The 22,772-nt window shown below is 70.7% G+C and carries 14 protein-coding genes and 6 pseudogenes; 11 read left to right on the forward strand and 9 right to left on the reverse strand.

Annotation, left to right across the window (positions count from 1 at the left end; translation table 11 throughout):
- Position 1: 1 nt before the first annotated feature.
- Positions 2–973 (reverse strand): protein kinase family protein, encoded by a 972-nt coding sequence (locus tag ACHMXE_RS19545; RefSeq protein ID WP_395350841.1) that lies wholly within the window; start codon positions 971–973, stop codon positions 2–4.
- Positions 974–1,010: 37 nt separating this feature from the next.
- Positions 1,011–2,309: pseudogene (locus ACHMXE_RS19550) on the reverse strand (hemolysin family protein); the annotation flags it as partial.
- A gap of 23 nt (positions 2,310–2,332) precedes the next feature.
- On the opposite strand from ACHMXE_RS19550, the gene ACHMXE_RS19555 reads away from it, so the two are divergent.
- On the forward strand, positions 2,333–3,196 hold the full coding sequence (locus tag ACHMXE_RS19555) for a symmetrical bis(5'-nucleosyl)-tetraphosphatase (RefSeq protein WP_395350843.1): 864 nt from the start codon (positions 2,333–2,335) through the stop codon (positions 3,194–3,196).
- A gap of 13 nt (positions 3,197–3,209) precedes the next feature.
- On the opposite strand, the gene ACHMXE_RS19560 is transcribed toward ACHMXE_RS19555, so the two are convergent.
- Complete coding sequence (locus ACHMXE_RS19560; protein ID WP_395350845.1) at positions 3,210–4,772, reverse strand: M20/M25/M40 family metallo-hydrolase; 1,563 nt, start codon at positions 4,770–4,772, stop codon at positions 3,210–3,212.
- 142 nt (positions 4,773–4,914) lie between these two features.
- On the opposite strand from ACHMXE_RS19560, the gene ACHMXE_RS19565 reads away from it, so the two are divergent.
- Positions 4,915–5,832, forward strand: a complete 918-nt coding sequence (locus tag ACHMXE_RS19565) for a LysR substrate-binding domain-containing protein (RefSeq protein WP_395350847.1) — start codon at positions 4,915–4,917, stop codon at positions 5,830–5,832.
- 6 nt (positions 5,833–5,838) lie between these two features.
- On the opposite strand, the gene ACHMXE_RS19570 is transcribed toward ACHMXE_RS19565, so the two are convergent.
- Positions 5,839–6,522, reverse strand: coding sequence for a GNAT family N-acetyltransferase (locus ACHMXE_RS19570; protein ID WP_395352720.1), 684 nt, complete (start codon positions 6,520–6,522; stop codon positions 5,839–5,841).
- Positions 6,523–6,678: 156 nt separating this feature from the next.
- Between ACHMXE_RS19570 and ACHMXE_RS19575 the strand changes: the two genes are divergently transcribed.
- A complete protein-coding gene (locus ACHMXE_RS19575) occupies positions 6,679–8,175 on the forward strand; it encodes a PLP-dependent aminotransferase family protein (RefSeq protein ID WP_395350849.1) in 1,497 nt (498 codons plus the stop codon).
- Here the strand turns inward: ACHMXE_RS19575 and ACHMXE_RS19580 are convergent, their stop codons facing one another.
- The 4 genes and pseudogenes from ACHMXE_RS19580 to ACHMXE_RS19595 all read right to left on the reverse strand — a co-directional run bounded on the left by ACHMXE_RS19580 (position 8,176) and on the right by ACHMXE_RS19595 (position 12,295).
- Positions 8,176–9,156 (reverse strand): ABC transporter substrate-binding protein, encoded by a 981-nt coding sequence (locus tag ACHMXE_RS19580; RefSeq protein WP_395350850.1) that lies wholly within the window; start codon positions 9,154–9,156, stop codon positions 8,176–8,178.
- Positions 9,153–10,172, reverse strand: a complete 1,020-nt coding sequence (locus ACHMXE_RS19585) for an ABC transporter substrate-binding protein (protein ID WP_395350853.1) — start codon at positions 10,170–10,172, stop codon at positions 9,153–9,155. Before ACHMXE_RS19585 ends, ACHMXE_RS19580 begins: the two co-directional genes overlap by 4 nt.
- A 117-nt stretch (positions 10,173–10,289) precedes the next feature.
- Positions 10,290–11,111, reverse strand: a complete 822-nt coding sequence (locus ACHMXE_RS19590) for a class II aldolase/adducin family protein (RefSeq protein ID WP_395350855.1) — start codon at positions 11,109–11,111, stop codon at positions 10,290–10,292.
- Between the two features lie 58 nt (positions 11,112–11,169).
- Positions 11,170–12,295: pseudogene (locus ACHMXE_RS19595) on the reverse strand (LLM class flavin-dependent oxidoreductase).
- Between the two features lie 179 nt (positions 12,296–12,474).
- Here ACHMXE_RS19595 and ACHMXE_RS19600 point away from each other — a divergent pair.
- The 7 genes and pseudogenes from ACHMXE_RS19600 to ACHMXE_RS19630 all read left to right on the forward strand — a co-directional run bounded on the left by ACHMXE_RS19600 (position 12,475) and on the right by ACHMXE_RS19630 (position 20,595).
- The gene (locus ACHMXE_RS19600) at positions 12,475–13,710 is read left to right on the forward strand and encodes an acyl-CoA dehydrogenase family protein (protein ID WP_395350856.1); all 1,236 of its coding nucleotides are present in this window, start codon (positions 12,475–12,477) and stop codon (positions 13,708–13,710) included.
- Positions 13,707–14,687: an ABC transporter substrate-binding protein gene (locus ACHMXE_RS19605; protein ID WP_395350858.1), complete on the forward strand. Its 981-nt coding sequence runs from the start codon at positions 13,707–13,709 to the stop codon at positions 14,685–14,687. The genes ACHMXE_RS19600 and ACHMXE_RS19605 overlap by 4 nt, the downstream gene beginning before the upstream one ends.
- Positions 14,684–15,316, forward strand: a complete 633-nt coding sequence (locus ACHMXE_RS19610) for a cysteine dioxygenase (RefSeq protein WP_395350860.1) — start codon at positions 14,684–14,686, stop codon at positions 15,314–15,316. The genes ACHMXE_RS19605 and ACHMXE_RS19610 overlap by 4 nt, the downstream gene beginning before the upstream one ends.
- Positions 15,313–16,937: pseudogene (locus tag ACHMXE_RS19615) on the forward strand (rhodanese-related sulfurtransferase); the annotation flags it as partial. The gene ACHMXE_RS19610 and the pseudogene ACHMXE_RS19615, both read left to right, overlap by 4 nt.
- A 949-nt stretch (positions 16,938–17,886) precedes the next feature.
- Positions 17,887–18,905: pseudogene (gene tauA / locus ACHMXE_RS19620) on the forward strand (taurine ABC transporter substrate-binding protein).
- A gap of 27 nt (positions 18,906–18,932) precedes the next feature.
- Positions 18,933–19,722 (forward strand): annotated as a pseudogene (locus ACHMXE_RS19625) (taurine ABC transporter ATP-binding protein).
- 24 nt (positions 19,723–19,746) lie between these two features.
- Positions 19,747–20,595, forward strand: a complete 849-nt coding sequence (locus ACHMXE_RS19630) for an ABC transporter permease subunit (RefSeq protein WP_395350862.1) — start codon at positions 19,747–19,749, stop codon at positions 20,593–20,595.
- On the opposite strand, the pseudogene ACHMXE_RS19635 reads toward ACHMXE_RS19630, so the two are convergent.
- Positions 20,513–21,539 (reverse strand): annotated as a pseudogene (locus ACHMXE_RS19635) (LysR family transcriptional regulator). The gene ACHMXE_RS19630 and the pseudogene ACHMXE_RS19635 sit on opposite strands and share 83 nt — an antisense overlap.
- A gap of 172 nt (positions 21,540–21,711) precedes the next feature.
- On the opposite strand from ACHMXE_RS19635, the gene ACHMXE_RS19640 reads away from it, so the two are divergent.
- The gene (locus ACHMXE_RS19640; protein WP_395350864.1) at positions 21,712–22,770 is read left to right on the forward strand and encodes an SAM-dependent methyltransferase; all 1,059 of its coding nucleotides are present in this window, start codon (positions 21,712–21,714) and stop codon (positions 22,768–22,770) included.
- Positions 22,771–22,772 lie beyond the last annotated feature (2 nt).

A 22,772-nucleotide genomic window follows, 5' to 3' on the forward strand; every position in this document is an offset into this window, starting at 1 on the left:
GTCAGCCGCCGTGCGGCGCGGGATCGAAAGCAATGAACCGGGGCGCGCCGAAGGCCTCGCGCGAGGCCGCCGACAGCGCCTGCTCGATGCCGCGCGCGCCGAGGCGGCGGCACTCGCCGGGGTCCTCGCTGCAGCGGCGCAGCAGCACGGCCAGCGGTGCGGGCGTGGCGGCACCGGTGCCCGGTTCGCCGAGGCCCTCGTGGCCATGCAGCACGGCGCGCACCGCCCAGGCGCTCTGCGCGAGATCGTCCGCGGCGCGTGCCAGGTCGTGTCGCGCGCGCGACCAGCCGATCAACAGCACGCCATGGTCGCGCGGATGCACCAGCGCATGCGCGGGCGAGAGATCGCCGTGCGTCCAGCCCGCGTCGTGCACGAAGGCCAGCACCTCGAGCATGCGGCGCCAGAGCCAGACCGCATGGGGCGCGTCGATGCCCCGCGGGTTGGCGCGCTGCACGTCGAGCAGGCTGCCCCAGTAGCCGGTCGGATGGCGCAGCACCAGCGCCTGGCGGCCGTCTTCCGATCCGTCGTCGGCACCGGTCGTGCCCAGGCCCACGGGCTGCGGCAGCCGGCGCGTGAAATAGGCGGCGCCCGGCATGGAGAGCGACTGCAGGGCCTGCAGCGCCGCATGCTCGCGCGCCAGCGCGGCGGCCCCGTCCTTGTCGCGCGCGAGCTTGAAGGTCACGCGCTCGGGCAGGGCGCCGAGTCGCTCGGCCAGCAGCACCTCGGCGTGCTCGCCGGTGGCCAGCGGCGCCAGCACGCGATAGCGCGCGCCGCGCCAGCGCAGCACGCGCGCGCCGTCGGCGCCTTGTGCATTCGCGCGTTGCAACGCGGCGCGGAAGCTCGCGCGCTCGACCGTTTCCTCGCCGCGAGAGATGGTCGCGCCGCAATAGCTGCAGGTGACGGTGCGCCAGCGCGCGGCGCGCGGCAGGGGCGCCGAGCACTGGGGGCAACTGAGCGCGAGCAGCGACAACATCGGCGCGCCCTCGCGGTCTCAGTCCGTCGCTGCCGTTCGGCAGCGAGGGATCGCGCGAGGCGCGCACGCGGTCGATGCGCCGGCCCTCGAGCGCGGTCACCTCGAAGCTCCAGCCGGCGCAATCGATGTGCTCGCCCACCGAGGGCAGGTGGCCCGACACCGACATCAGCAGGCCGGCCACCGTGTTGTAGCGGCCGCGCTCCTCGTCGGGCAGCTCGCGGATGCCCAGGCGGGCGCGCAGCTCCGACACCGGCATCAGGCCGTCGAGCTCCCAGGTGCCGTCGGGCTGTTCGTGGGCCCAGGCGTCGGTCTGCATGCCGGGCTGCAGTTCGCCGGTGATGGCCTCGAGCAGGTCGCGCGGGGTCATCAGGCCCTGCACCACGCCGTACTCGTCGACCACGAACACCAGCCGGCCGGCGCGCGCGCGGAACTGCTCGAGCAGTTCCATGCCGGTCAGCGTCTCGGGCACGAACACCGCGGCCGTGGCCTCCTGGCCCAGCGAGCCCACGTGGTCCGGGCCCAGGCGCAGCAGGTGCGCCACGCTGATCACGCCGACCACGTCGTCGAGCGAGTTGCGGCACACCGGATACCAGGAATGCACCAGGTTGAGCGCGCCCGCGGCCGCCACCTTCTGCAGCGCCTCGGCCACGCTGAACGAGGCTTCGAGCCATTCGATGTCGGCGCGCGGGATCATCAGCGAGGACAGGCGCCGGTCGTCGAGGTGGAACACGTTGCGCACCATCTGGTGCTCGTGCTGCTCGATCACGCCGGCGTCCACGCCTTCCTCGAGGCTGGCGGAAATCTCTTCCTCGGTCACCGAGCGGGCCGCGTTGGCATCGATGCGCAGCAGCTTCAGCATGGTGGCGGTGGCGCCCGCGAGCAGCCAGACGAAGGGCTTGGCGGCCTTGGCCAGGCCGTGCATCGGGCGCGAGACCCAGCGCGCCACCGGCTCGGGATAGAGCTGGCCGATGCGCTTGGGCACCAGCTCGCCGAAGATGATCGTGAAGAAGGTGATGCAGGTGACGACCACCGCGGTCGACACCACGCTGGCGGTGCCCGCGCCCATGCCCGCGTTCTCCATCCATACCGCCAGCGGCGCCGCGAAGGCGGCCTCGCCCACGATGCCGCTCAACATGCCGATCGAGGTGATGCCGATCTGCACCGTCGAGAGGAACTGGGTCGGCGACTCCATCAGCTTGAGCGCCGCGGCGGCGCCCGTGTCCCCGGTTTCGACCAATGCCGCGAGGCGGGCGCGGCGGCTGGTGGAAAGGGCCATTTCGGACATTGCGAACAACGCGTTGAGCGTGGTCAGCAAGGCCAGCAGGAAGACATCCATGTACGGGGGGAGAGAATGAGGAGATGGCACTTTACTTGATTGGCGACATCCAGGGCTGCGACAGCGCCCTCGGCCGGCTCCTCGACGAGATCGATTTTTCCCCCAGCCGCGACACCGTGGTGCTGCTCGGCGACCTGGTCAACCGCGGTCCCGAATCGGCCCAGGTGCTGCGGCGCGCGCAGCGCCTGGGCGGCGCGGCGCTCAGCGTGCTGGGCAACCACGACCTGCATCTGCTGGGCGTGGCGCACGGCGTGCGCAAGTCCGGCCGCAAGGACACGGTGGCCGAGCTGCTGGCCGCGCCCGACCGCGAGGCGATGCTCGACTGGCTGCGCCACCAGCACATGGCGCTGCACCGGCGCATCGGTTCGGGCGAGGCCGCGCGCGACCTGCTGATGGTGCACGCGGGCGTGCTGCCGCAGTGGAGCGTGGCCGACGTGCGCGCCCACGCGGGCGAGCTCGAGGCGGTGCTGCGCGGCCCGAACCTCGGCGCCTTCCTCGCCACCATGTACGGCAACCAGCCCGATCGCTGGAGCGACACGCTCGAAGGCAGCGACCGGCTGCGCGTGATCGTCAATGCGCTCACGCGGCTGCGGCTGTGCACCGCCGACGGCACGATGGAGTTCGAGACCACCGACGGCGCGGCCGACGCGCCCGCGGGCTACATGCCCTGGTTCGACGTGCCGGGCCGACGCACGGCCGAAGCCACGGTCGCCTTCGGCCACTGGTCCACGCTGGGCTGGGTATCGCGGCCCGACCTGCTGTCGACCGACACCGGCTGCGTCTGGGGCGGCTGCCTCAGCGCGGTGCGCATCGGCGCCACGCTCGACGAGCGCGAGCGCATCCAGGTGAAGTGCGAGCAGGCGCAGAAGCCCGGCAAGGGAGGCTGAGCCCGCCGTTCGTTCAGAGCGGGTGGGTGACCAGGCTGTAGATGGTGCGCACGCCGCTCACGTAGTTGCCCAGCCGCAGGTTCTCGTTGGCCGCGTGCTGGTTGTTGTCGGCATTCACCAGCGGGACGATCGCGAACGGCACCTGCAGCACCTTGACGATCTCCGCGGTCGGCACCGTGCCGCCCATCATGCGGATGCGCACCGGCGCCGGCGTGGCGCCGAAGCTGTCGGTCAGCGACTTGTAGGCCCAGCGCCCGATCGCCGAATCGATCGGCGCGCCGGCCGCGTCGGCGCCCTCGCTCTGGTAGCTGAAGGTCGCGAGCTTGTCGTAGCGCGCGCGGTCCTCGTCGCTGGGCGCGCCCTTCACCAGGTGGTAGCCCTGCTTGAGGATGTGCTTCTCGATCTGCGCGCCCAGGTAGGCCGCGTCGGAATCGGGCGTGGTGCGCAGGTCGAGCTCGGCCACCGCGCGGTCGGGCACGATGTTCGCGACCTTGTCGCCGACCGCCGCCGAGGCCATGCCGCGCACGTTGAGCGAGGGGTACTGCATCGCCTCCTGGTAGTTGGCACCCACCTTGTCGGTGCGCGCGATGCCCAGGCGGCGGCGCAGCGCGGTCTCGTCGTCGGGCACCGCCGCCATCACCTGGCGGTCGGCCGCGCTGATGCGCACCCGGTCGTAGTAGCCGGCCACCGTCACGCGGCCCTGCTCGTTCTTCATCGAGGCCAGCAGGCTCGCGAGGCGCTGGGCCGGGTTGGGCGCGTAGTTGCCGTAGTGGCCGCTGTGCAGCGGTACCTTGGCGCCATAGACCGTGAGCCGGGCCTCGGCCGCGCCGCGGTTGCCGAACACCAGCGTGGGCCGGTTGGTGGCGTGCATCGGGCCGTCGTGGATCACGATGGCGTCGCAGGCCAGCAGCTCGCGGTGCGCCTGCATCACCTTGGCGATCGAGGGCGAGCCCTTCTCCTCCTCGCTGTCGAGGATCACCTTGACGTTGACCGCGGGCGTGCCGCCGGCCGCCTTCAGCGCGTCGATCGCGGCCAGCATCATCATGATCGGGCCCTTGTCGTCGGCCGAGGCGCGGCCGAACACGCGCCATTCGGGATCGACCGGGCCGTCGAACAGCGGCGCGGCATCGATCTCCTCCCAGCCGCCGTCGGCCGCGCGGCGCTTGAGCACCGGCGTCCACGGGCTTTTCTGCGCCCACTGCGCGGGGATCACCGGCTGGCCGTCGAGGTGCATGTAGAACAGCACGGTCTTGCGCGCCGCGTCGTGCCCCGGCAGCTCGGCGTAGAGCATCGGCTTGCCGTCGTTGTCGAGCTGGCGCGTCGAGAAGCCGCGCTTCTCGAAGGCCTTGGCGAGCCAGTCCACGTTCTTGCGGATGTCCTCGGGAACGATCGCGTCGTTGGGCAGCGAGAGCAGCTCGAAGTACTCGCGGTAGCTGGCCTGCGCGTGGCGTTCGGCCTCGGCCTGCGGCAGGTCGGCCGCCTGGGCCAGGCCGGTGCCGGCGACCAGGGCGGCGGCCAGCAGGGCGAGCAGGGTCCGTGGGCGGGGCGCGGGGCGGTGGAGGAGCGGGAGGTGCATGCGCGGATCGTTCGGTGGGGGGGAGGGAAGGGGGAAGGGGCTGGCCGGGGCGGCCACCGTGCAGCTTAGGCAAGCCGCCGCTTTTGAACAATTGCCGTTTTTTGGCGATATCTTTGCGTTTTACGCAAAGCGAAAGCCCGCCATGACCGCCCACCGCCTGCAGGACACCGCGCTGCGCTACTTCCTCGAGGTGGCCCGCAGCGGCTCGCTCACGGTGGCGGCGGAGCGGCTCAGCGTCAGTCCCTCGGCCATCAGCCGACAGGTGGCGATGCTCGAGGACCTGCTCGGCGTGCCGCTGTTCGAGCGCCATCCGCGCGGCATGGTCGCGAGTCCCGCGGGCGAGCTGCTGGCCGCGCATGCGCTGCACGGCGCGCTCGAGGCCGAGCGCGTGGTGTCCGACATCCGCGGGCTGCAGGGCTTGAAGCGCGGCCGGGTGCGCCTCGCCTGTTCCTCGGGTTTCGCCAACGAGTTCCTGCCGCGCGCCATCGCGGACTTTCGCGCCGAACACCCGGGCATCCAGTTCCAGCTGCGCGCCGCGCGGCCGGCCGAGGTGACGGAGGCGGTGCTGCTCGGCGAGGCCGACATCGGCCTGACCTACAGCCGCGCCGCGGTGGACGGCATCCGCGTCGAGCGGCGCCAGCCGGCCTCGGTGTTCGCCGTGATGCGGCCCGACCATCCGCTCGCGAAGCTGCGCACCGTGACCCTGGCGCAGATGCATCCGTACCCGATCGCGCTCTCGGGCGCCGACAACACGGTGCGCCAGCTGTTCGACGTGGGCTGCAGCCAGCGCGGGTTGGTGTTCGAGCCGGTGCTGACCAGCAACCGCTTCGAGTCGCTGGCCAGCTTCGTGCTGCACGGCGGCGGCCTCACGATCGCGGGCGAGATCACGGTGCGCGACCGCGTGCGGCGCGGCGAGCTGCACGCGGCGGAGATCCGCGAGCGCGGCATGCGCGGCCGCGCGGTCGAGCTGCAGACCCTGGCGGGCCGCACCCTGCCCGAGGTGGTGAAGACCTTCCTGGCCTTCCTCGGCGAGCAGCTGCCCGCGCCCGCCGCCGGCTGAGGCGCTTCAGGCCGCGGCCGTGCGCACCTCTTCCAGCGACCGGCGCTGCTTGCCGTCGCCATCGAAGTTGGCGGGCGAGAGCCATTGCTCGAAGCCCGCGCGCAGCGCCGGCCATTCGCTGTCGATGACCGAGAACCAGGCCGTGTCGCGCGTGCGGCCCTTGTAGACCAGCGGCTGGCGGAACACGCCCTCGAACTGGAAGCCCAGGCGCTGCGCCGCCTTCTTCGAGGGCGCGTTGAAGTTGTCGCACTTCCATTCGTAGCGCCGGTAGCCGAGTTCGTCGAAGGCCAGCTGCATCAGCAGGTACTGGGCCTCGGTCGACAGCGGCGTGCGCTTGAGCAGCGGCGAGAAGGTCACGTGGCCGACCTCCATCACGCCATGGGTGGGCTCGATGCGCATCAGCGCGAGGCTGCCCACGGCGCGGCCCGTGGCCTTGTCGATCACCGCGAAGTGCATCGGGTCCACGCTCTGCGCGATCAGCTCGACGTAGGCGCGCGCGCTCGCGGCGTCGGGCGCGCGCTCCACCGCGAGGTAGGTCCAGTCGCGACCGTCGGGTGCCAGCGCATGGGCGGCATGCAGGTCGGCCGCGTGGCGCTCGGCGGACAAGGGTTCGAGCCGGCACAGGCGGCCTTCGATCGGCGTGCGCGGCGGCTTCGGGCGCGGCGACCAGCCGGGCAGGGCGGCGCCGATGGTCTGGCCGAACTGGTTGGTGCGCGGCGTGAGCGGGGGGTGGGGGCGGACATGGGGAACTCTCTTTTGATGACGACAGGCGCTACAGTACGCCCGTCGTGGCGCCACGAAAAGCGCCACGACATGCGAATTTCATGGTGCCACGAGAAACGCCCGATGACCGATGCCGCCGACCCCTTCGCCGCCCTGTCCGACCCCGTGCGCCGCGCGCTGCTCGAGGCACCGCTCGCACGCGAGCGCGAGGCCGGCTCGATGCAGCGCCAGCTCCACGAGCGCCTGAAGCGCGCCATCCTCGACGGCCGCCTCGCGCCCGGCACGCGGCTGCCCGGTTCGCGCGCGCTGGCCGAGGCGCTCGCGGTGTCGCGCAACACCGTCACGGCCACCTACGAGCATCTCGCGGCCGAGGGCTACCTGCGGCCCGACCGCCAGGGCACGCGCGTGATGGAACTGGCCGCGCCCGCGCCGCCGCGGCGCGGCTCGCGCGCGCCGGCCGTGCCCGCCACCGCAGGGCGGCTCGCGCGCATCCATCCCATGGGCAGCCGCGCCGAGCCCGAGCTTGCGCTGCGCCCCGGCGTGCCCGCGCTGTCGCACTTCCCGATCGCGGCCTGGCGCGGCGCGCTCGACCGTGCGCTGCGCGCTGGCGGCCATGCCGCGCTCGGCTATGGCAACCCCTTCGGCGAGCCCGCGCTGCGCGCCGCCATCGCGCAGCACCTGGGCCTGGCGCGCGGCGTGCGCTGCACGGCCGAGCAGGTGGTGATCGCCGAGGGCGCGCAGGAAGCCATCGCGCTGTGCGTGCGCCTGCTCACCGACCCCGGCGACACCGCCTGGGTCGAGGACCCCGGCTACCGCGGCGCCAAGTCCGCGATGCACGCGGGCGACCTGCGCATCGTGCCGATGCCGGTCGATGCCGGCGGCCTGCGCGCGAGCGATGAGGACTGGCGGCTGCATCCGCCGCGGCTGGTCTATGCCACGCCCTCGCACCAGTACCCCTCGGGCGTGGTGCTCGGCATCGCGCGGCGGCTCGCGCTGATCGCGCAGGCCCGCGCCCATGGCGCCTGGATCATCGAGGACGACTACGACAGCGAGTTCCGCCACACCGGCGACCCCATCGCCGCCATGCAGGGGCTGGTGCCGCAGGCGCCGGTGCTCTACGTGGGCACCTTCAGCAAGACCATGTTCCCTTCGCTGCGGCTGGGCTTCCTGGTGCTGCCCGAGGACCTGCTGGCCACCGTGCGCACCCCGCTCGAGGAGATGCTGCGCGGCGGCCATCGCCACGAGCAGCTCGCGCTGGCCGACTTCATCGAGAGCGGCCAGTTCAGCCGCCACCTGGGCCGCATGCGGCGCCTGTACCGCGAGCGCCAGCAGGCCCTGCGCGCCGCGCTCGAGCGCCACTTCAGGCTGCCGCACACCATCGACGGCGGCCACTGCGGCATGCATCTCACCGTGCGCCTGCCCGCGCGCTTCGACGACCGCCGCATCGCCGCCGAGGCGCGGCGCCACCGCATGGCGCCGATGCCGCTGTCGGCCGCCGCGATCCGGCCCGGGCCGGACTGCAACGGGCTGGTGCTGGGCTACGGCAACACCTCGGCCGAGCTGTTCGAGCCGATGGCGAAGCGGCTGGCGCAGCTGGCGCGATCGGTGGATGCCGGTTAGCTAGGCCGCGATGCCGATCCCGAAGCCGGTATCGAAGGTGCTCTTCACATCGAGCGCCTGCTTGATCAGCCCCACCTGCCGATAGAAGTCCGCCGTGCCCTGCTGGTCGGCGACCACCTGCGCGTCGATCGGCACCCACTTCTGCTGGCGCCGCTCGAACTGCAGCCTGGCGGCCTCGGGCGGGATGCCGATGATGCGCGCGAGCGTGGCCGAGAATGCATCGACGTTGCGATAGGACCATTGCTGCGCGCGCACCACGCGCTGCAGGAAGTCCTGCAGCACCGGCCGCTTGGCGGCGATCGCCGCGTCGGTGGCCGCGAGGTAGCTCAGGCCCGGCAGCAGGCCGCGGCCGCTGGCGAGCACGCGTGCATGGCCGCTGGTCTCGGCCAGCGCGGTGTAGGGCTCCCAGGTGGCCCAGGCATCGACCGAGCCCTGCGTGAGCGCGAGCTTGGCGTCGGCCGGCGCGAGGAAGCGCAGGTTGATGTCCTCGGGCTTCAGCCCGGCCGCGACGATGGCCTTGAGCGTCACGTAGTGGCCGATGGAGCCGCGGTTGGTGGCTACGCTCTTGCCCTTGAGCTCGGCCGCGCTCTTGAGCGGCGAATCGGGCCGCACCAGCACGGCCGTGCCGTAGGAGTCGGAGCGGTTGGCGCCGATCGCTTTCACGCGCGTGCCGGCCGCGAGCGCGAAGATCAGCGGCGCATCGCCGATCGGGCCCGAATCGACGGCGCCCGCGTTCAGTGCCTCGGCCAGCGGCGCGGCGGCCGGGAATTCCGACCACTGGATGTCGTACGAGAGGCCCTCGAGCCCGCCCGCGGCCTCGAGCAGCGCGCGCAGGCCACCCTTCTGGTCGCCGGCCTTGAGCAGCGGGCGCGCCTGGGCACGGGCCTGCAGCGCGAAGGCGGGCAGGGCGGCAATGGTTGCGGCGGCGCCACCCTGGGCGATGAAGCGGCGGCGGCTGGCGGACGGCATGCGGTTCGTCATCTGCGGCAGGGCCTCAGGCCAGCGGGTCGTACGATACGTGGTCCGCGAAGCGCGCCGGGGTCGGTGCTCTTCTTGAGCACGCCCACGTTGCGGAAGTCGGCCGCGTAGAACGCGACCTCGTCGCGCAGGCTGCGGCCCAGCGGATGGTGTGCATGCGTGAGCGTGCCCAGCAGCGCGCGCAGGTCCTCCACCGGCACCTTGGGCGAGTACTTGGCGAACAGCTTGGCCGATTCGTTGGGGTTCTCGGCCACGTAATCGGAGGCCTGCGCGATGGCGCGCACCAGCCCGGCCACGGTGGCCTTGTCCTTGCGCACCAGCTCGCCGCGCGCGCCGACGATGCAGCAGACCTTGTCCTTGTATTCGCCCGTGAGGTTGCTCGCGATCTCGACGAACGCACCCTTGTTGCGCTTCTCGATCAGGTAGACGTTCGGGTCGCCGTCGGCGATGGCGTGGATCTCGCCCTTCTGCACCGCGAGGTCGAGCAGGTCGGCCGGGTACTGGCGCCAGGTCACGTCGCGCTCGGCGTCGATGCCGTTCTTGGCGAGCAGGATCGAGAAGAAGTTCTTGCCCGGGCTCGTGATGTCCGACACGCCGATGATCTTGCCCTTGAGGCTCGCGAGGCTGGTGGCGCCCGCGGCCTTCGCGCCGACCAGGCGCACGCAGCCGCCGTGCGAGCTGCCGACGATCTTCACGTCGAAGCCCGACTCCAGCGGCTTGAGCCAGCGGTGGATCATGCCCACCGCCGCGTCGGCCTTGGCCGTGGCCAGCGATTCGAGCAGCTGGTCGGTCGAGCCGGTGTAGTTGATCAGATCGACCTGCAGGCCGTTGCGCTCGAAGTAGCCGCGCTCCTGCGCCACCACCACCGGCGAGAGGCAGAAGGCCGCGGCGTTCCAGGCGAAGGTCAGCTTGCGCGTCGACTGCGAGAAGGCCTGCGAGGCGATCAGGCCGCCCGAGGCGACCACGGCGGCGGCGCCGCCGGCACGCAGGAGGCGGCGGCGGGAGAGGGATGCGTTCATCGGCGAATTCCAGGAGTTGTCATGCAATGCGAGAACCGTTCGGGCTGAGCCTGTCGAAGCCTTGCGCGGCGCTTCGACAAGCTCAGCGTGAACGGTTTTTTTCAACCGGCCGCGGTGTCAGTCCAGCAGCTCGGGCTCGGCCTCGACCAGCCCCTGGTAGAGGCTGTCGAAGGAATGGATCGCGCCCTCGGGCCCGCCGATCTGGCCGTGCGTGTGGCGCGCCGTGGCTTCGTCGATCGGTTGCGGCGTGCCGGCGGCCTCGGCCAGCAGCTGCGTGTGGCAGGCGTTGTCGAGCGCGATGTACCACCAGGCCGCGGCCTCCACCGTCGGGCCGGCGGTCAGGATGCCGTGGTTCTTGAGGATCGCGCCCTTCTTGTCGCCCAGCGCCTGCGCGATGCGATCGCCCTCGCTGGTGTCGACCACCATGCCGGTGAAGTCGTCGAACAGCGCCACGTCGTCGTGGAACACGCAACTGTCCTGCGTCAGCGTGTCGAGCTTGCGGCCCAGCGTCGACCAGGCCTTGCCATAGGTCGAATGGGTGTGGGCGGCCGCGACGATCCTCGGGTTGTGCTCGTGGATCGCCGCGTGGATCGCGAAGGCCGCCTTGTTGAGCGGACGGTCGCCGATCACGGTCTCGCCCCTGGCATTGACCAGCAGCAGGTCGGAGACCTTGATGCGCGAGAAGTGGATGCCCAGCGGGTTGACCCAGAAGTGGTCGCTCAGCTCGGGATCACGCGCGGTGATGTGGCCGGCCAGGCCCTGCGCGAAGCCGAAGCGCGCGAACAGGCGGAAGGCGCCGGCCAGGCGCTCTTGGCGATGGCGGCGCTCGGCCTGCACGCTGGTGCGCGGCGGGATCGGGTCGAACCAGTACTTCTGCTTCGGCACCGGGTTGAGCTTCAGGGCCGAGGCGTTGCGGTCGATGGAAAGAACGGCGCTCATGGGGATGTCCTCTTGGGTATGGGCTCCTTCCCCCAGCGGGGGAGGGAGGAAGGCAGGGTCAGGCCGCCTTGCGGATCGAGGCCGCGCGTTGCGCCACCAGTTCGCGCGTGCGCGGGATCAGTTCGCGCCCGTAGTCGGCCGCGTCCTCCAGCGGATCGAAGCCGCGGATCAGGAAGGTGGTGACGCCGAGGTCGTAGTAGTCGAGCAGCGCATCGGCGACCTGCTCGGGCGTGCCGACCAGCGCGGTGCTGTTGGAGCGCCCGCCGATCTCCTGCGCGACCGCGGTCCACAGCCGCTTGTCGAGCCGCGTGCCCTGTCCGGCCGCGGCCAGCAGGCGCTTGGCGCCCTCGCTCTGCTGCGGGCCGCCGCGGTTGTAGCCCTGCACCACGCGCAGCCGCTTCGTCTCGGCCAGGATGTGGTCGGCGCGCTCCCAGGCCTTCTCCTCGGTCTCGGCCAGAATCGGGCGGAACGAGACCGAGAAGCGCACGCTGCGCCCATGCTTCGCGGCCTCGGCGCGCACGCGGGTCGTGAGTTCGCGTGCCTGCTCGAGCGATTCGCCCCACAGCGCGTAGACGTCGGCGTACTTGCCAGCCACGGGGATCGCGGCTTCCGAGGCGCCGCCGAAATACACCGGCACGTGCGGGCGGCCGTTGCGCGTCTGCAGCGGCTTGACCTCCGAGAAGGCGTTGAGCGCGCGGGTAGTGCGCGCCCTCGTGGTCGAAGGGCTTGTCGGCCTGCCAGACCTTGTGCAGCACCTCGAGGTATTCGTCGGTGCGCGCATAGCGCTGGTCGTGGTCGAGCCAGTCGCCGTCGCGCTTCTGTTCGTCGTCGGAGCCACCCGAGATGTAGTGCACCGCGAGCCGCCCGCCGCTGAACTGGTCGAGCGAGGCGAACTGGCGCGCCGCCAGCGTGGGCGCCACGAAGCCCGGGCGGTGCGCGAGCATGAAGTGGATGCGCTCGGTGACCGAGGCCGCGTAGGCCACGGTCAGCGTGGCATCGGGGCCGGTCGAGTGGTGCGGCACCAGCACGCGGTCGAAGCCGGCCTGCTCGTGCGCCTGGGCGAAGGCGCGCACGTAGTCGCGGTCGATCGCCGGGCCCTGGGCGGCATGGATCTCCGAGACCTTCTGGCCCTGGATCATGCCGATGAATTCGACGCCGCTGTGGTCGTTGCTGTGCTGGCTCATGGTGTGTCCTCTCGGTGGCTGCGGTCCACGGTTCGCGGATGCAGGATTCCCGTCGGCGGGAACCGGCGAAACGGCGAACGTAACCAGCCGCGCCGTCGATGCGAACGCAGAAAAACGAGTTTGGATATGCGCGATGCGTCGTTTTCGCGCGCACGGTGGCTCGCTAACGTGCCGGGACCATGAGCGCCATCCCCCTGCGCCGGCCCGCGGCCGGCCTGAATTCCCGCGATTCCTCCGGCCTGCCCGACGCCGCGCTGCTGGCCAGCCTCACGGCGCGCTTCGCGAGCACCGCCGCCGACCACGACCGCAGCGGCGCCTTTCCCGCGCAGAACTTCGAGGCGCTGCACTCGCACGGCCTGATCGGACTGGTCGCGCCGAGCGCCTTCGGCGGCGGTGGCGCCACGCTGGAAACGGCGCGGCAGGTGATCGCCGCGGTGGCGCGCGGCGAGCCCGCGACGGCGCTAATCCTCACCATGACCTACCTGCAGCACCATGGGCTGGCGCGTGTCGACAGCCGCTGGCCGCCGCATCTGCGCGAGCGCGTGCTGCGCGACGCGGTCGAGCAGGGCGCGCTGATCAATGCGCTGCGCGTCGAGCCCGCGCTCGGTTCGCCCGCGCGCGGCGGCCTGCCCGCCACCGTGGCGCGCCGCGACGGCGAGGGCTGGCGCCTCGACGGCCACAAGCTCTACACCACCGGCATCGAGGGCCTGGGCTGGCTCGCCGTGTGGGCCCGCACCGACGAGCCCGCGCCGCGCACCGGCGTGTTCCTGGTGCCGCGCCATGCCGAGGGCGTGCGCGTGATCGCGAGCTGGGACCACCTGGGCCTGCGCGCCTCGGGCAGCCACGAGGTGGTGTTCGAGAACGTCGCGATCCCGCTCGACCATGCGGTGGACCTGCGCGCGCCGGCCGACTGGGCACCCGATGCCGGCAGCCAGACCGACATCGACGCCCAGGCTTCGCAGCAGGCCTGGATGGTGGTGCTGCTGGGCAGCCTCTACGACGCGGTCGCGCGTTCGGCACGCGACTGGCTCGTGGGCTTCCTCAACCAGCGCGCGCCCGGCAGCCTGGGCGCGCCGCTCGCGAGCCTGCCGCGCGTGCAGGAGACCGTGGGCGAGATCGAGGCGCTGCTGCGCACCAACCGCGTGCTGCTCGACGCCGCCAGCGAAGCCGTCGACAGCGGCCGCACGCCGTCGGCGGTCGACAGCGGGCTGCTCAAGCACACGGTCACCGGCAACGCGGTGCGCGCCGTCGAGCTCGCGCTGCAGCTCACGGGCAACCATGGCCTCGCGCGCCAGAACCCGCTCGAGCGCCACTACCGCGACGTGCTGTGCAGCCGCATCCACACGCCGCAGAACGATGCGATCCTGGTCGGCGCGGGCAAGCGCGCGCTGCTGTCGGCGGGAGCCCTCGCATGACCGACCTGCCGTTCTCGAAGGCATCGCGCCGCCGCTGGCTCCAGCAGGGCGCGGCGCTCTCCATCGCGGCCACGGCCTCGCTGCGCGGCTGGGCCCAGCCGCAGACCTCGCTCGTGCTCGGCGACCAGGCCGGTGGATTGCGCTCGCTGTTCGAGGCCTCGAAGGCGCTCGAGGGCGCGCCATTCGCCTACCGCTGGGCCAACTTCCAGGGCGCCGCGCCGTTGTTCGAAGCGCAGCGCAGCGCGGCGGTCGACACCGCGATGGCGGGCGACCTGCCGGTGCTCGCCGCGGCCGTCGGCAGGACGCCGCTGAAGATCGTCGCCACGCGCGTCGGCAAGGCCGACTCGCTCGGCATCGTGGTGCAGCCCGATTCGAAGCTGCGCAGCGTGGCCGATTTGCGCGGCCAGACCGTGGTCGTCTCGTCGGCGCGCGGCAGCATCTCGCAGTACCAGCTCTATGGCGCGCTCGAGGAGGCCGGCGTGCGGCGCGACGAGGTCACGGTGAAGTTCGTGCTGCCGACCGATGCGGCGGCCGCCTTCGCCTCGCGCCAGATCGACGCCTGGGCCATCTTCGATCCCTACTACACGATCGCGCTGCAACAGGGCGGACGCATCCTGCGCGACGGCCGCGGCATCAACACCGCGCTGGGCTTCATCACCGCCAGCGAGCCCTCGCTGGCCGACCCCGCGAAGCGCGCCGCCATCGTGCAGTTCCTCGACCGGCTGGGCCGTGCGGGCGACTGGGCGCTGGCCGATCCCGAGGCCTATGCACAGGCCTACGGCCAGCTCACGCGGCTGCCGATCGAGTCGGCAAGGCTCATCACCGCGCGCGCCTCGGTGGCCGCGCGGCCTGTGAGCGAGGCCGACATCGTGGCGCTGCAGGCCGTGGCCGACCGTTCCGCGCGCGACGGCATCCTGCCGGTGCGCGTCGACGTGCGCGCGATCTCCGACACCCAGCTCTGGAAGCGCCCGGCGTGAGCGCGGCCGTTCCCGCATCGATCGCGCCGCTGCGCGAGTTCGTGGTCGACTTCGGCCGCCTGCTCGACGGCCGGCCCGACGAGCGCGCCATCCTCGCCGAGGGCGGCGCGCTGCTGCGCCGGCTGGTGGCGCGCGACGACTGGCTGCCCGAGGCCTTCGCGCAGCCCGACCCCGCGCGCTACCAGCAGTTCCTGCTGCATGCCGACAGCACCGAGCGCTTCTCGGTCGTGAGCTTCGTCTGGGGACCGGGCCAGGCCACGCCGGTGCACGATCACACCGTGTGGGGCCTGATCGGCATGCTGCGCGGCGCCGAGTACAGCCAGCCCCATGCCTTCGGCGACGACGGCCATGCGCGGCCCGTGGGCGAAGCGGTGCGGCTCGATGAAGGCGATGTCGAGGCCGTGTCGCCCACCGTCGGCGACCTGCACCGCGTGCACAACGCGCATGCGGACCGCGTGTCGATCAGCATCCATGTCTATGGCGCCAACATCGGCGCGGTGCGGCGGCATACTTACCCGGCCGAGGGCGGGCGCAAGCCCTTCGTCTCGGGCTACACCAACACGCTGCTGCCCAATCTCTGGGACCGGTCCGCCGAACTCAGGGCGGTCCCGCCTGCCACCACGCCATGACCGACGCCACGCTCCAAGCCACCTCCGCCTTCCCCGTCCTCTCGTTCGCCGCCGTGCGCGAACGCCTGCTCACGCCCGGCGCCGAGATCGCGTTGCTCGACGTGCGCGAGGAGGACCCTTTCGCCCAGGCCCATCCGCTGTGGGCCGCGAACCTGCCGCTGTCGCGCACCGAGATCGAGGCCTGGCGCCGCATCCCGCGCCGCGACACCTTGATCGTGCTGTTCGGCGAGCACCGCGGCACCGACCTCGCGCCGCTGGCCGCGAAGCGGCTCGTCGGCCTTGGCTACACACAGGTGCACCTGCTCGAGGGCGGCCTCGAGGGCTGGCGCGCGGCCGGCGGCGAGCTGTTCCGCGACGTCAACGTGCCGAGCAAATCGTTCGGCGAGCTGGTCGAGCACGAGCGCCACACGCCCTCGCTGTCGGCCCCCGAGGTGAAGGCGCTGATCGACGAGCGCGCCAACGTGGTCGTGCTCGATGCGCGCCGCTTCGACGAATACCAGACCATGAGCATCCCCGGCGCCACCAGCGTGCCGGGCGCCGAACTGGTGCTGCGCGTGCGCGAGCTCGCACCCGATCCGGCCACACGCGTGATCGTCAATTGCGCGGGGCGCACGCGCAGCATCATCGGCACGCAATCGCTGGTGAACGCCGGCATTCCCAATCCCGTGGCTGCGCTGCGCAACGGCACGATCGGGTGGAAGCTCGCGGGGCAGGTGCTCGACCATGGGGCGGTGCGGCGTGCGCCGGAGGCGGTGAGCGATGCGCATCGTTCGCAGGCGCGTGCCGATGCGCGGCGTGTGGCGGAGAAGGCGGGGGTGCGGTGGGTGGCGGTCGATGCCGTGGACTCGCTCGAGGAGGCGGGGCGGACGGTCTATCGCTTCGATGTGCGCACGCCCGAGGAATACGCGGCGGGTCATCTTCCCGGCTTTGCGGGAGCGCCCGGTGGGCAGCTGGTGCAGGAGACGGATCACCAGGTGCCGGTGCGGCATGCGCGGATCGTGCTGGCGGACGACGATGGGGTGCGGGCTTCGATGTCTGGCTCCTGGCTGGCGCAGATGGGGTGGGAGGTTTACGTGGTGGAGCCTGCGCCTGCTGTTGATGCATTGAGCGAACGCGGTGCTCTGGCTGCTGTGTATCCGGAAGTGGCTCGGGCCGTTGGAGAGATCGAGCCGCTGGACTTGGCTCGGTTGCTCGATGGGGATGCTTCGTCGACTGCGGTGATCGATGTGACGGCCAGTGCGAACTACGTGAAGCGGCATGTGCCGGGGGCCTGGTTTGCGATTCGGGCACAGCTCTTGGAGGCGGTTGCTGGGGTCATCCCTTCGGCTCGGCGCTATGTGTTGACTTGTGGGAGCAGTTTGTTGGCTCGGTATGCGGCTTCGGATTTGCGGAGTGGCTTGATTCGCGTGGGGAGCTGGATGTGGAAGTGCTCGTGCTGCTTGGGGGGAATGCTGCCTGGTTTTCTGCTGGGTTGCCTTCTGAGTCTGGTGAGACTCGGCTGGGTAGTGAGAGGACGGATCGGTATCGCAGGCCCTATGAAGGGACTTCGGCTTCTGTGGAGGCTATGCAGGGGTATCTGGATTGGGAGTTTGGGCTTGTGGAGCAGTTGGGGCGGGATGGACGCATCGGTTTGTTGTGGCCTGAATTTGGGTTTGTTTTTTCGCAAAGGCTGTCGGCCGGGAATTCCGCCCGGCGGCGGACCTACTTTCTTTGCTTCGCCAAAAGAAAGTAGGCAAAGAAAAGGCGACCCCACTGTCTGTGTCCCTCCGCTTCGCTACGGGCAACCTGCGGTGCTCGGCTACGGCGGGGTCCGCAGAACTCGCTGCACTTCGTTTCGCTCAGACAGCTGCGGCCCTGACCCGCCTACGCCTGCGCTCCTCGGCACAGCCAGAGGGGGAGCGGTCGGGCCTTTGCTTCGCTCGGCCTGGCATACCCAACGGGCCATCGCTTCGCTCGGCATTGGTCTTGCCCCCTCTCCCTCTGGGAGAGGGCTGGGGTGAGGGACTGGGCGGTGGATACCGTCAGACCCTCGGTGAGGCCCGGTGCCCTCACCTAACCCTCTCCCAGAGGGAGAGGGGACAAGAGGCCGAGCGAAGCGATGGCCCGAGCGGCATTCCAAGGCCGAGCGAAGCAAAGGCCCGAACGCCCCCCCCGGCTGCGCCGAGGAGCGCAGCGTTTCGCGGATCAGGGCTCGCAGCTGTTTGAGCGAAGCGAGTTCTGCGAGACCCCGCGAAACGCGAGCACCGCAGGTTGCCCGTAGCGAAGCGGAGGGACGAGACAGTTGGGGTCGCCTTCTTTTGCTTACTTTTCTTGGCGAGACAAGAAAAGTGAGTCGCCCGCCGGGGCGAGACCCGGCCAACAGCCTCACCAAAGAAACCAACTTCCAAACAAACCACAAAACAAAAAACGCACCTCCCCGTGCCCCCAAGCACCAAACAAGGGTAAGTCCCAGTCCACTGGCACCCCCCACCCCCACCCCTGGCACTTTGCACCCCACCCCCAACCATGCACAGTACCCCTCGCCCCGAAGCCTCGGCCAGCGCCGCCCGCAACAGACAAGGAGAACCCGGATGAACACGCGTCGATCCCTGCACCGTGCAATCGCAGCCACAGCGCTGCTCGTGCTGGCCACCACCGGCACCGCCTTCGCCCAGAAGGCCAAGGAACTCACCTTCGCCCCATCAGGACATGCTCGTCCCCCTGCGCCTGGTCATGGAGTCGGGCGAGGTCGAGAAGGCCACCGGCTACAAGATCAACTGGCGCATGTTCTGGGCGGCGGCGACGTGATCCGTGCCATGGCCTCGGGCGACGTGCAGATGGGAGAGACCGGCTCGAGCCCGCTCACGGCCGCGGCCAGCCAGGGGCAGGACATCAAGCTGTTCTGGATCTCGGCCGACATCGCCGACGCCGAGGCGCTGGTGGCGCGCAATGCCTCGGGCGTCGCGAGCTGCAAGGACCTCGCGGGCAAGAAGGTCGCCACGCCCTTCGTCTCCACCGCCCACTACCAGCTCATGGCCGCGATGAAGATGGAAGGCGTCGACGCGAAGAAGGTCAACGTGATGAACATGCGCCCGCCCGAGATCGCTGCGGCCTGGGAGCGAGGCGACATCGACGCCACCTTCATCTGGGACCCGGTGCTCTCCAAGATCCGCTCCAGCGGCAAGGTGATCGCCACCTCGGGCAGCATCGGCAAGCGCGGCGCGCCGACCTTCGAGGGCATCGTGGTCGAAGCGCCAAGTGGGCGGCCGAGAACGAGGCCTTCATGGTGGCGTTCGTGAAGGCGCTCAATCGCGCCAACGACGAGTACAAGGCCTCGGGCAAGAGCTGGACGCCCGACTCGCCGCAGACCAAGGCGATGGCCAAGTGGACCAAGGCCGATCCGAAGGACGTGGGCGCGGCGATGGCGCTCTACAGCTTCCCGACCCTGTCCGAGCAGCTCTCGCCGACCTGGCTCGGCGGCGGCGCGGCCAAGGCGATGGCGAACACGGCGGCCTTTCTCAAGGAACAGGGCCGGGTGCAGGAAGTCAAGCCCGACTACTCGGCCTACGTGACCACCACGTACGTCGAGAAGGCCCTGGCGGCCAAGTGAGCGCGGTGCAGTAAGCAAAACCCCCCCATGCCCACGCTCGACATTCGCGACCTCACGGTCAACTACGCCGTCAAGGGCGGCACCCTGCAGGCGCTGGCGCCGGTCAACCTGCGCATGCACGACGGCGACTTCGTGGTCGCGCTCGGCGCCTCGGGCTGCGGCAAGACCACGCTCTTGAACTGCATCGCGGGCTTCCTGCCGCCGTCCACCGGCGAGATCCTGCTCGACGGCAAGCCCGTGGCCGGCCCCGGTGCCGACCGCGGCGTGGTGTTCCAGAAGCACGCGCTGATGCCCTGGCTCAACGTGCGCGACAACGTGGCGCTGGGGATGCGGCTCGCGGGCGTCGACCGCGCCACGCGCGACCGCGTGGCGGAAGAGAACTCGCGCTGGTCGGGCTGCAGAAATACGCCGACCGCGCGGTGTACGAGCTCTCGGGCGGCATGCAGCAGCGCGTGGGCATCGCGCGCGCGCTGGCCAGCGATCCGGCCGTGCTGCTGATGGACGAGCCGATGGGCGCGCTCGACGCCTTCACGCGCGCGAGCAGGTGCAGGAGATCCTGCTGCAGGCCTGGTCGACCTCGAACAAGATGGTGTTCTTCATCACCCACTCGGTGGAGGAGGCGCTGTTCCTCGCCACCCGGCTGATCGTGATGAGCCCGAGCCCGGGGCGCATCTCGCACGTCTACGACGAGGTGCCGTTCTCGCGCCAGTACCTCTCGCACGGCGATTCGCGCAAGGTGAAGTCCGAGCCCGAATTCATCCGCATGCGCGAGGAAGTGCTCTCCATCATCCACCACCGCGAGGCCGCCCATGCCTGAGGTCAGCATCGCATCGCCGGTCCCATGACGCCTCCCACCAAGCCCACCGCCGTCCCGCCGCCCGCGCCCGGCGCCAAGCTCAAGACCAGCGCCTTCAAGGTGCCGGGCGAGGGCTCGAGCTTCACGATCAGCGTGGTCACGGTGCTGACGCTGCTCGCGCTGTGGTTCCTGGTCACCAACATGGGCTGGGTCAAGCCGCTGTTCCTGCCGACGCCGCAGGCGGTGTTCCAGCAGTTCTACGAATACCTGACCGGCCAGGCCAACGACAAGCCGCTGTGGCAGCACTTCCTCGCGAGCATGTTCCGCGTGTTCTCGGCCTTCCTGCTGGCCTGCGTCACGGCCATCCCGGTGGGCATCGCGATGGGCATGAGCCGCTTCTGGCGCGGCATCTTCGATCCGCCGCTGGAGTTCTACCGGCCGCTGCCGCCGCTGGCCTACCTGCCGCTGATCATCATCTGGTTCGGCATCGACGAGCTGCCCAAGGTGCTGCTGATCTTCCTGAGCTGCTTCGCGCCGCTGGCGCTGGCCGCGCGCTCGGGCATGCGCAGCGCCTCGCAGGAGCAGATCAACGCGGCCTACTCGATGGGCGCGAGCTATATGCAGGTGATCCGCCACGTGATCCTGCCCTCGGCGCTGCCCGACATCCTGGTCGGCATGCGCATCGCGATCGGCTTCGGCTGGACCACGCTGGTGGCCGCCGAGATGGTGGCGGCCAACATGGGGCTGGGTCAGATGGTGCTCAACGCGTCGAACTTCCTGCGCACCGACATCGTGATCATGGGGATCGTGGTCATCGGGGTGGTGGCGTACCTGTTCGACCTGCTGATGCGCTGGCTCGAGCGGCGTCTGGTTCCCTGGAAAGGGCGCATGTAGCGGAAGGCGCGGCGGGCGGCGAGACCGGCACCGCCGGCGGCATGGGCGAGGGCAGGGCGCCGCCCGGTCCCATCGACTGCTCGAGGAAATCGAGCATCGCGCGCATCGCCGCGCTGTTGTGGCGCCGCTGCGAGTAGGCGGCATAGAGCCAGTGGTCGTGCGGCATGTGCTCGCGCAGCACCGGCACCAGCGCGCCGCGCTCCAGGTGCGACTGGGCCAGCGGCTCGGGCACGTAGGCCACGCCCACGCTGCGCAGCGCCAGCTCGATCAGCGCGACCGCGTCGTTGGCCTCCATGCGGCTGTGCACCGGCACCTCGTAGGCCTCGCCTTCGGTCTCGAAGGGCAGGTGGGTGGTCGAGGCCGCCGAATAGCCGAGCACGTCGTGCCGGCTCAGGTCGGCCGGCACGCGCGGGCATGCCGCGCAGCGCCCAGTAGGCCGGGGTGGCGCAGACCACCATATCGAACTGCACCAGCCGCCGCACGATCAGGTTCATGTCGTCGATGCGGCCGCCCGTCAGGTGGATGTCGATGCCCTCGCCGATCAGGTCGACCGCGCTGTTGGTGAAGACCAGGCTCACGTAGACGTCGGGATAGCGCTTGATGAACTCGGCGATCACGTCCGAGAGCCAGCCGGCGATCAGCCCGTGCGGCGCGCTCATGCGCAGCCGCCCGCGCGGGTGGGCACCGTGGGCCTGCAGGTCGTTGAGGGTGTTCTCGGCCATGTCGACCAGCTGGGTGCTGCGCTCGAGCAGCACCTCGCCGGCGTCGGTCAGGCTCAGCGAGCGGGTGGAGCGGTTGAGCAGCCGCACGCCGCTGCGCTCCTCGAGCTCGGCCACGTAGCGGCTGACGGTGGCCTTCGACATGCCCAGCGACAGGGCCGCGCGCGAGAAGCTGCGCCGGAACGCGACTTCGCGAAATGTCTTGATGAGGTCGAGTCCGTCCATGAGAGTGGGCGCATTGTTCCAGTTCGGCCAGAGGCCCGCGCCGGCGCAGGGGCATGGCGCCGCTTCGGTTCGCGCGCGCCGGATGCATCCGGATGGCCGCCGGCTGCGTACAGGGGAAGATCGGCCCCGGACGGCGGGGCCCGCCAACACGCACGAGAAGGAAGAAGAAGCCATGCCGCAGGACATCGCGTTCGCCATCCGCTGGGTCGAGAAGGGCCTGGTGCCCGATACCGTGGTGCGCCGCGGCATCCGGCGACTGCTCAAGGACCGACTGTCGGAGTTGTATGCCGGCAACACCCCGGCCGTGGCCGAGCTGACGCAGGATTTCGTCGGGCGCATGCGCTCGGCCAGCCTGGCGCCGCTGCCCGAGAAGGCCAATGCCCAGCACTACGAGGTGCCGGCCGCCTTCTTCGGCCAGGTGCTCGGCAACCACCGCAAGTACAGCAGCTGCTACTGGCCCGAGGGCACGCACACGCTCGAGGAGGCCGAATCGGCCGCGCTGGCCAGCACCTGCGAGCGCGCCGGGCTCGAGAACGGGCAGGACATCCTCGAGCTGGGCTGCGGCTGGGGCTCGCTCACGCTGTGGATGGCCGCGCACTATCCGGGCAGCCGGATCACGGCGCTGTCGAACTCCGCCTCGCAGCGCGAATACATCGAGGCCGAGGCCGCGCGGCGCGGGCTGGCCAATGTGCGGGTGCTCACGCGCGACATCAACGTGTTCGACACCGAGGAGCGCTTCGACCGCGTGGTCTCGGTCGAGATGTTCGAGCACCTGCGCAACTGGCCGCAGGCCTTCGCCAACGTGGCGCGCTGGCTGCGGCCCGGCGGGCGCTTCTTCATGCACGTGTTCGTGCACCGCGAGGCGCCCTATCCCTTCGAGGTGCGCGACGCCAGCGACTGGATCAGCGCAGCACTTCTTCTCGGGCGGCATGATGCCCAGCGACGACCTCGCGCTGCACTGCCAGGACGACCTGCGGCTGCTGCGCCGCTGGCGCTGGGAAGGCCGCCACTACCAGCGCACCGCCGAAGCCTGGCTGCGCAACATGGACCAGCGGCGCGAGGCGCTGCGCCCGCTGTTCAAGGCCACTTACGGCGACGATGCCCATGTCTGGTGGACGCGCTGGCGCCTGTTCTTCATGTCGGTGGCCGAGCTGTTCGGCTACGAGCACGGGCAGCGCTGGTGGGTCAGCCACTACCTGTTCGAGCGGCGCGCCTGAAGCCGGCCCGATGAAC

Origin of the sequence: Variovorax sp. UC122_21, from assembly GCF_044056785.1 — a bacterium.
Classification (GTDB): Bacteria; Pseudomonadota; Gammaproteobacteria; order Burkholderiales; family Burkholderiaceae_C; genus Variovorax.

What these genes read in the sequence shown, in the direction of transcription:
- ACHMXE_RS19545 (WP_395350841.1), bottom strand. Translation starts at nt 973, where the DNA reads ATGTTGTCGCTGCTCGCGCTCAGTTGCCCCCAGTGCTCGGCGCCCCTG.
- ACHMXE_RS19555 (WP_395350843.1), top strand. Translation starts at nt 2,333, where the DNA reads ATGGCACTTTACTTGATTGGCGACATCCAGGGCTGCGACAGCGCCCTC.
- ACHMXE_RS19560 (WP_395350845.1), bottom strand. Translation starts at nt 4,772, where the DNA reads ATGCACCTCCCGCTCCTCCACCGCCCCGCGCCCCGCCCACGGACCCTG.
- ACHMXE_RS19565 (WP_395350847.1), top strand. Translation starts at nt 4,915, where the DNA reads ATGACCGCCCACCGCCTGCAGGACACCGCGCTGCGCTACTTCCTCGAG.
- ACHMXE_RS19575 (WP_395350849.1), top strand. Translation starts at nt 6,679, where the DNA reads ATGACCGATGCCGCCGACCCCTTCGCCGCCCTGTCCGACCCCGTGCGC.
- ACHMXE_RS19580 (WP_395350850.1), bottom strand. Translation starts at nt 9,156, where the DNA reads ATGACGAACCGCATGCCGTCCGCCAGCCGCCGCCGCTTCATCGCCCAG.
- ACHMXE_RS19585 (WP_395350853.1), bottom strand. Translation starts at nt 10,172, where the DNA reads ATGAACGCATCCCTCTCCCGCCGCCGCCTCCTGCGTGCCGGCGGCGCC.
- ACHMXE_RS19590 (WP_395350855.1), bottom strand. Translation starts at nt 11,111, where the DNA reads ATGAGCGCCGTTCTTTCCATCGACCGCAACGCCTCGGCCCTGAAGCTC.
- ACHMXE_RS19600 (WP_395350856.1), top strand. Translation starts at nt 12,475, where the DNA reads ATGAGCGCCATCCCCCTGCGCCGGCCCGCGGCCGGCCTGAATTCCCGC.
- ACHMXE_RS19605 (WP_395350858.1), top strand. Translation starts at nt 13,707, where the DNA reads ATGACCGACCTGCCGTTCTCGAAGGCATCGCGCCGCCGCTGGCTCCAG.
- ACHMXE_RS19630 (WP_395350862.1), top strand. Translation starts at nt 19,747, where the DNA reads ATGACGCCTCCCACCAAGCCCACCGCCGTCCCGCCGCCCGCGCCCGGC.
- ACHMXE_RS19640 (WP_395350864.1), top strand. Translation starts at nt 21,712, where the DNA reads ATGCCGCAGGACATCGCGTTCGCCATCCGCTGGGTCGAGAAGGGCCTG.